Origin of the sequence: Marinilabilia salmonicolor, assembly GCF_003003035.1 — a bacterium.
In the GTDB taxonomy this organism is placed as follows: Bacteria; Bacteroidota; Bacteroidia; order Bacteroidales; family Marinilabiliaceae; genus Marinilabilia; species Marinilabilia salmonicolor_A.
Map to the genome: position 1 here is coordinate 146049 of NZ_PVTS01000014.1, position 6426 is coordinate 152474.

Below are 6426 nucleotides of genomic sequence, written 5' to 3' on the forward strand. Positions count from 1 at the left end.
CTGACAACGAAAAACAAGAGAACAATGGCAAAAACAAAGTACGATCCGCAAACATGGCCTTTACTCGCTGAAGGGTACGCAAGGGAGGGCCTAACAGACCAGCAAATAAGGAAAAGGCTGGGAGTAAGCAATGGAACCTTTTACAAGTATGTGGAGCAATACCCGGAATTTAAAGAGGCTCTGAAGCGTGGGAAAGCCCCGGTTGACATACAGGTGGAAAATTCTCTTTTAAAAAGGGCTTTGGGGTATGAGTACACCGAAACCGAAAAGAAGAAAAAAAACGGCAAGCTGGTTGAAGAAAAGGAGACGGTTAAACAGGTTGTGCCGGACACCACCGCGCAAATCTTTTGGCTGAAAAATAGAAAGCCGAATGTTTGGAGAGATAAACAGGTTTTAGGGCATGAATTTGAAAAGATGCCAGAGGAAGACCTTAACAGAATTATAGCCGGATTATATCCAGATAGTACAAATAATTCAGATCAAAAAAAGGAGTAAGCAAATGAAAAGAGTTGACCAATTGACCAAGTCAGAGAAAATCGAATTCCTTAAACGAATTCAGGCTGGGGAGATAAACCCGAAGGAAGCTAACGAGCCACCTGTATTTTCAACAAAAACCGGGGATACGTTCCTTGCAATGATGCAAAGCAGAAAGAATGTTATCCCTATCACTTCAGAGGCCATAAGAGATGCTGAAGAAGTAACCAACGCAATTAACGGCCGGTAGGACAATAATCCTACCGGGTATTTTCTAATCAATAAACAATTACAAAGATGAAAACAATTTCTAAAAGACAAATCCAAGACCTTGTAAGAGGTAACGGAGAGTTAGCGACCAGAGCAAGAATTGAAATGCTCAGAGATACCGAATCTGAACTTTTCAAACAGCTTCATGATCCGGAGGTGGTAACAACTGCAGAAATCCCCCTGACTGATGCACAAGCCGAAGCCTACGAGAAATACACACTTGCATCCATTGAAGCGTGGGCCACCGGTGGAAATAATTCTTCTTATTAATCAATTTTAAATTTAAAATCATGGCAGAAACAAAAGCAAAAACAAAGGCCACAGAGGCCACGAAAACCAAAGAAGCACCAAAGAGAGTGCATTTTGATGACTTCAAATTTGGACAACTAAAAGGAGACTATGAGAGATCTTTGGGAATACTTCAAACAGCGGTTGACCAATACGAAGAGCTGGGAATTGGTAAAGCAACCGACAAAGTTTTCCGGGCAATCATTAACAACAATCTAAGCCAGGTAAAAAATGAATATCTGGAAAAGATGGAATCTGATATTCAGGAGGCAACTAAAAATAAAGTTTTAGCTGCAAAACTTTGGGAGGCGGTGGATGCACCATTTGACAGATGGGAGGAAAAGGTGGCAGAACAACACCGGGGCATTCAGCGTGTTTTTATGGAAGGAATATCAGCCGGGTTTCTTCGCCGTTTGAACTGGGAATATTTCCAGTTCAAGGATGGGAAAGTAACCTTTGACGAAAAAGCACTTGAAGACGAGTGTTCTGTTTTTGTTAACTCTGAATCACGGAAAAAGTTTTTTGAACTGGCAGAAGAGACAGAGAAACAACTCCAGGAGCTTCAGCGGATGGCAAAAGAATACGCACCCAACGGAATCCCGGCATCAGTTATGCCCGGTAGTGCTCACAAGGGTTATTTATTCAACTATGGGGCAGGAGAGCAAATTCATATGGATCCTGAATGGTTGAAAGCTATTCATTAACCACCCTTAACCCTAACCCAACAATCAATTATTTTTTATCATTAAAATCAAATTATCATGGCACTTGGATTTAAAAGAGTAAAATCAAGGGAAGGCATTCCCGTTTCACAAGTAGATTTTGAAAACGCACAAGGCGGTTTCTCTTTGGAGATGACCGGACTAATTCCGGGTGAAGAAATTCCCGCAGGTTCATTGTTTATTTACGATGAGCAAACCCGAAAGGCGAGACTTGTAAGAACCGCCAAAGTGTTTGAGGCCGTCAGTAGCGCACAAACTGTAAAGGTCGCAAAAAGACATACTGTTAAGGCTGGTTCAACTATCGAAGGGGTAGAGATAACCAGTGTTGACACGGAAAATGAGGAATATGATGTTTTAAACTTTGCTACAGTAATCACGGCTGGGCTGGGCGATGTTTTGTCTTCAGAAAGCACCGAAGGAAAGCACACCGGATTGCTTTATCAATCCCTTTTTGCAGAAGAGGATGAAACTTTGTCGATTGCTATTCGATGCACGGTTTATGCAAATCGCATTCCTCCGGTTTCAAGGGAGCAAATCCCTGATACCATTCTTTTGTCGTTTTCAAATTAACCACCACGGGGCCAAAGTGCAGATTATCACTTTGGCCCTTTAAACCTCTAAGCAATGGGATTTAATCCACGTTTTACAGCAAGAGAAATCAACAGAGATTTACAAAACTACTTTAACCATATCCACCACGGTATTGTTTCAATTATGGAACGAGTGGGAGAAGAGTTTGCCCGGGATGCAAAGGACGGGGTAAACATATCCGGGGCCTTTCCAAAGGGAGACTATACCGACCAGACAGCAAATTTAAGAAGCTCAATAGGCTATGCCATTGTTTATGATGGGGCCGTTGTTGCAACTTCTTTGCCGGTCCTGGATACTGACACCGGTAAGATTGTAAATGAAGTTTTGACAAATAGTGTTCCCATGAAATGGATCTTAGTCGGGTTTGCCGCTATGGAATACGCATCCTATTTGGAAAGCAAAGGGTACAACGTAATAACCTCACAAAGCACCGTGGCAATGGTTGACCTGGAATCGCGTGTTCGGAAATTTGCCAAAGGGAAAGACTTTGGAACCAGCTTTAAACTTGGTGGTGTAACTAATGCCCTTTAGCCTTATGGATGTTTACGAAAGTCATTTAAAGGTAACCATTGCCAAAATTAGAGCCCTTTACCCGGAACTTGTGGAAGATTGCAAGCCCATTATTCCAGAAATGACAAAAACGCAAATGAGGGCCGTATTTGATGCCTTTATAGATTTGCGGGGTAGTATGCCGGAAAGTAACAAAGAAAATGAAATAACCTTGCTTGTGGCTGTTTTTGCCCTATTCTTTGACCCGGACTATTTAAACGGATTTAAAAAGAAAGCAAGGGTAGGTTTCCGGCCTATAATTTCAGAGTTTACCGGAATCAAAGAAAGGCTTTTGTCATATTACTTCAAACAGGCGTTAAACCAAACGGTGGTAAGGCGTTTTAGGGATGAGGTAATAAGCACTGCAAAAATAATTTCAGATTTAACAGGCTTAGATTTGGAATTGTGAAAATTTAATTTCTATCTTTGAAGTGCGAACTAAATAAATAATAAGGGTGACCAATAGGCCGCCTCCAATGGGAGGTTTTTTTGTGCCTATATGTCAACAGATTTTCTTTAACCGTATAGATATAGGACGGTTGCATTAATTCCACTGTTTTCGTGTTGTAATGGCATGAATAACCCTTATTATTTAAGAGTTCGCAAGCAGGCAAAGGAATAATGTAACCGTTTTTTTATTAATCATTTTTAAATTGCGAACTCATGAATTCAAAAGAACAAACTCAAAAGCAAATTGAAGAGAGAAGAGAACAGCTTAAAAAACAAATCAAAGAGAGTGAAAGGATCATTGTTGCACTAACTGAAGAGTTATTCACCCAAATGAGCGGGCCTGAGATAACAGAACACCTTCAGGAAACAATGATGGCCTATTACAATCCAATATTTCCGCAAACCAATGTTAACGATGTTGAAGATTTGAGATTAAGAGAGGTTGCAGATGTTACCTTTGCAAATTCATTTATCACTAAAATGCTTTCTCGAATTGGTAAGGAGTGGGAAAACATAGAGAAGTGCTACGGCAACCTTACCGAACTTAGGACTTTGGAAAAACTGGAAAAACAATCTGCTTAAACCTTATACCTGTGGAATTTATAGATCATGAAAAGAGAAAGCTGTTAGAGGATCTTTCCGAAATAACAGTAAAACGTGTTTTGATTGAGTTGGGACAGTTAAAGCCATATTTGACTTTAAACCAAGCGAGCAAAATGTATGGCCGTGGGACTGTGGATCGATGGAAAAGAGAGGGACTAATTAAGTTTATCAAAGACGGGGCCAATACATCCAAAATTCGCATTGACCGCATAGAAATTGAATGCGTGGCAAAGAGTAGCAACCGGGCCAGTTATTATGAACACAATGTTCCTGAATAGTAAATAAGAACCTTTTAAATTTAAATCCATGAAAAATAAAAATAAAGCCAACCTTCCAGAGTCTCACGAAGACTTTTTAGAATTGCATAAAGAGATAAGTGACCTGTTAAAAAGCAATCCAGAATGGGAGGATATAAGTAAAAAGTTTAATGAGATTTCCCACGAAAATATCAACCCTGCTGAAGTAGTGATGGAGGGGTCGCCATCTAATGCACTGATAAAAGAGATTGAAGAGAAAATGGCAGATTCAAATTTTATGGATACCGTGGGGGAGAAAATCTTAAAATATCAAAATGCTATCATGATTAAGGTTGTTGATAAACACATGGAAGAGGATAAATGGATTGATTAACAGAGCTATTTTATTATCTTTATAGTCCTGCTATATTACCGAAAAGGGGTTTCACTTCAGAAGTGAGGCCCTTTTTTTTGTTCCCAGTAGGCATATCTGCCTACCGAAACGGGAATCCCCGCAACGGTTAAACAAAGATCGTAATTCCGCTAAAAACACATTCTCAGACCGATACCGGAAACACGGCAACGGTATCTAACTACCTGATAAACTGCCAACGCAATTTTGCACCGGGGAAACTATCCGATAATCGGACTGTTTGGAGTGTGATTTTCTCACAGCACTATCTTTTGATTTTACATACACGGAATTTGGGGTATGTAAACCCGTAGAACCTACGGAATAGAAACACCCCTGTTTTGGGGTAAATAAAACCGGCGAATCCACCGTATGTAAATAGGCGGAATTCCACCTAATTAAAAAGAGCGAACATTATCGCCCTTTTATCAAAACGTTATACCGTTATCATACCAGCCAAAAGAACGGAATCCCGTTGTTTAAAAAAATGCTGTTCCGGTTACTTCTTATTTACCTTGCTTTGAAGCTCTGAAATTTTCTCACTTAAACCTGAAGGTATTTCCCCACCGTGGTTTTTTATTTCTTCGGCAAATTCTTCCAGATCAAAAAGCTGGTATTTTTTAGATGGTTCGCTTGGAGTGTTGACCTCAAAAAATGCCAGTTCCTTGTAAATGGAAACAATCTCATCTTTTTTATTCATGAATTTGGCTTTCTCCAAAGCTTTAAGGAGTGCTGTTTTTTGGCTAAGCCTATCGGCCCCAAACTTCTTTTTAATGGCCCGAACGTCATTAACCAGAACAAAAAAGGCTATCAGTATAGCCACTTGAATAAGAAAGGTAACAAAAACCACAGTTTGTAATGTGTCTGGATTCATAGCAGTAGAGTTTAGATAAGACAAAAAAAGAGGGGCATACTCACATTTGAGCCGGCCCCTCTTTATAGTAAATTCAAAAGCTTGTTTAAGGCTTCCAATGTTTCAAAGGTAGTGATAAAATAAATTCAAGTCAAAAAGGGGTGCAAGTTTTTAGGGGTGCAAAACAGGGTGCAATCCTTAAACGAAAAAGCCGCAACCCTTTAATAATAAAAGAATTGCGGCTTTATTCAGTGATCCGGGCGGGATTCGAACCCACGACCGACAGCTTAGAAGGCTGTTGCTCTATCCAGCTGAGCTACCGGACCATTTTGCTCAAATGCGGTGCAAAGATAGGAAAAAGATGGAAAAGACCATCGTTCAAAGTGTTTTTTTGGCCTTGAATTATTCCTGGAATGGAAAGATTTTCCGATTTCTTGTTGGTTTGATGATTGATAGTGTGTTTCGTGTCATATATTTATTTTTTTTTTTGTCTTAAGTGAATAAATAACCTGGCAGTTCATTGAATGCGCCATCTTTATTGTTGTATGAGGGGTTTAGGACTAAAATAGTTATATTTGATTGTTTACAACTATGACCTGTGCATTCAGCAGACTATGAACACCATTGCATTTATAGATATTGAAACCGATGTCCGAACCGGTAAAATTCTTGATGTAGGATATGTTGATGGTAAAAGATGATAAGTTGGAGTATGATGGTGCCAATAATCACCCCGATAAGGCAAAGGTAAATTTTGTGGTTTGGTGGAAGAAGGAGGAGGACACAAAAGAGATTAAGATATTGTTGCCTCAGATTCGTTTTAAAAATAGTAAATCCGGAACCATTCCCGCCGGTTAATAACGGGTGTTCCGGATTTTCATTCTCCTGAGTTCCGCACTTTTTTTCATGTAAAAAACTTAACTTTCATTAAATCAAATTTTTAATGTATTTTTAGGTGTAAATTTGGGTGTCCCAGAG

13 protein-coding genes and 1 tRNA gene are annotated in these 6426 nt (G+C 39.6%); 12 read left to right on the forward strand and 2 right to left on the reverse strand.

What is annotated here, in order from left to right:
- Window positions 1-24 precede the first annotated feature (24 nt).
- The 10 genes from BY457_RS14100 to BY457_RS14145 all read left to right on the forward strand — a co-directional run bounded on the left by BY457_RS14100 (window position 25) and on the right by BY457_RS14145 (window position 4577).
- A complete protein-coding gene (locus BY457_RS14100; RefSeq protein ID WP_106153970.1) occupies window positions 25-495 on the forward strand; it encodes a transposase in 471 nt (156 codons plus the stop codon).
- A gap of 4 nt (window positions 496-499) precedes the next feature.
- Window positions 500-724: a hypothetical protein gene (locus BY457_RS14105; RefSeq protein WP_106153971.1), complete on the forward strand. Its 225-nt coding sequence runs from the start codon at window positions 500-502 to the stop codon at window positions 722-724.
- 47 nt (window positions 725-771) lie between these two features.
- The gene (locus BY457_RS14110) at window positions 772-1014 is read left to right on the forward strand and encodes a hypothetical protein (protein ID WP_106153972.1); all 243 of its coding nucleotides are present in this window, start codon (window positions 772-774) and stop codon (window positions 1012-1014) included.
- A 20-nt stretch (window positions 1015-1034) separates the two neighbouring features.
- Window positions 1035-1736 carry a hypothetical protein gene (locus BY457_RS14115; RefSeq protein ID WP_106153973.1) on the forward strand — a complete coding sequence of 234 codons (702 nt, stop codon included), beginning with the start codon at window positions 1035-1037 and terminating at the stop codon, window positions 1734-1736.
- A gap of 57 nt (window positions 1737-1793) precedes the next feature.
- On the forward strand, window positions 1794-2324 hold the full coding sequence (locus BY457_RS14120; protein ID WP_106153974.1) for a hypothetical protein: 531 nt from the start codon (window positions 1794-1796) through the stop codon (window positions 2322-2324).
- 54 nt (window positions 2325-2378) lie between these two features.
- Window positions 2379-2876 (forward strand): hypothetical protein, encoded by a 498-nt coding sequence (locus BY457_RS14125; protein WP_106153975.1) that lies wholly within the window; start codon window positions 2379-2381, stop codon window positions 2874-2876.
- 4 nt (window positions 2877-2880) lie between these two features.
- Window positions 2881-3303, forward strand: a complete 423-nt coding sequence (locus BY457_RS14130) for a hypothetical protein (RefSeq protein WP_146130991.1) — start codon at window positions 2881-2883, stop codon at window positions 3301-3303.
- A 254-nt stretch (window positions 3304-3557) separates the two neighbouring features.
- Window positions 3558-3926 carry a hypothetical protein gene (locus BY457_RS14135; protein WP_106153977.1) on the forward strand — a complete coding sequence of 123 codons (369 nt, stop codon included), beginning with the start codon at window positions 3558-3560 and terminating at the stop codon, window positions 3924-3926.
- Between the two features lie 11 nt (window positions 3927-3937).
- The gene (locus BY457_RS14140) at window positions 3938-4225 is read left to right on the forward strand and encodes a hypothetical protein (protein WP_219885169.1); all 288 of its coding nucleotides are present in this window, start codon (window positions 3938-3940) and stop codon (window positions 4223-4225) included.
- Between the two features lie 28 nt (window positions 4226-4253).
- Window positions 4254-4577 carry a hypothetical protein gene (locus tag BY457_RS14145; protein WP_106153979.1) on the forward strand — a complete coding sequence of 108 codons (324 nt, stop codon included), beginning with the start codon at window positions 4254-4256 and terminating at the stop codon, window positions 4575-4577.
- Window positions 4578-5094: 517 nt separating this feature from the next.
- Here the strand turns inward: BY457_RS14145 and BY457_RS14150 are convergent.
- Entirely contained in the window at window positions 5095-5469 is a 375-nt protein-coding gene (locus BY457_RS14150) for a hypothetical protein (protein ID WP_106153980.1), read from the reverse strand.
- Between the two features lie 231 nt (window positions 5470-5700).
- A tRNA-Arg gene (locus BY457_RS14155) sits at window positions 5701-5774 on the reverse strand.
- A gap of 249 nt (window positions 5775-6023) precedes the next feature.
- On the opposite strand from BY457_RS14155, the gene BY457_RS19260 reads away from it, so the two are divergent.
- Both BY457_RS19260 and BY457_RS19040 read left to right on the forward strand, forming a co-directional pair.
- A complete protein-coding gene (locus tag BY457_RS19260; RefSeq protein WP_258176744.1) occupies window positions 6024-6149 on the forward strand; it encodes a hypothetical protein in 126 nt (41 codons plus the stop codon).
- Complete coding sequence (locus BY457_RS19040) at window positions 6130-6306, forward strand: hypothetical protein (RefSeq protein WP_181256489.1); 177 nt, start codon at window positions 6130-6132, stop codon at window positions 6304-6306. Before BY457_RS19260 ends, BY457_RS19040 begins: the two co-directional genes overlap by 20 nt.
- The last annotated feature ends 120 nt before the right edge of the window (window positions 6307-6426 follow it).

Bases quoted from the DNA above. Each gene is read 5' to 3' on its own strand.
- BY457_RS19040 (WP_181256489.1), top strand. From the start codon at position 6,130: ATGTTGATGGTAAAAGATGATAAGTTGGAGTATGATGGTGCCAATAAT.
- BY457_RS14100 (WP_106153970.1), top strand. From the start codon at position 25: ATGGCAAAAACAAAGTACGATCCGCAAACATGGCCTTTACTCGCTGAA.
- BY457_RS14110 (WP_106153972.1), top strand. From the start codon at position 772: ATGAAAACAATTTCTAAAAGACAAATCCAAGACCTTGTAAGAGGTAAC.
- BY457_RS14105 (WP_106153971.1), top strand. From the start codon at position 500: ATGAAAAGAGTTGACCAATTGACCAAGTCAGAGAAAATCGAATTCCTT.
- BY457_RS14150 (WP_106153980.1), bottom strand. From the start codon at position 5,469: ATGAATCCAGACACATTACAAACTGTGGTTTTTGTTACCTTTCTTATT.
- BY457_RS14135 (WP_106153977.1), top strand. From the start codon at position 3,558: ATGAATTCAAAAGAACAAACTCAAAAGCAAATTGAAGAGAGAAGAGAA.
- BY457_RS14145 (WP_106153979.1), top strand. From the start codon at position 4,254: ATGAAAAATAAAAATAAAGCCAACCTTCCAGAGTCTCACGAAGACTTT.
- BY457_RS14125 (WP_106153975.1), top strand. From the start codon at position 2,379: ATGGGATTTAATCCACGTTTTACAGCAAGAGAAATCAACAGAGATTTA.
- BY457_RS14120 (WP_106153974.1), top strand. From the start codon at position 1,794: ATGGCACTTGGATTTAAAAGAGTAAAATCAAGGGAAGGCATTCCCGTT.
- BY457_RS14115 (WP_106153973.1), top strand. From the start codon at position 1,035: ATGGCAGAAACAAAAGCAAAAACAAAGGCCACAGAGGCCACGAAAACC.
- BY457_RS14130 (WP_146130991.1), top strand. From the start codon at position 2,881: ATGGATGTTTACGAAAGTCATTTAAAGGTAACCATTGCCAAAATTAGA.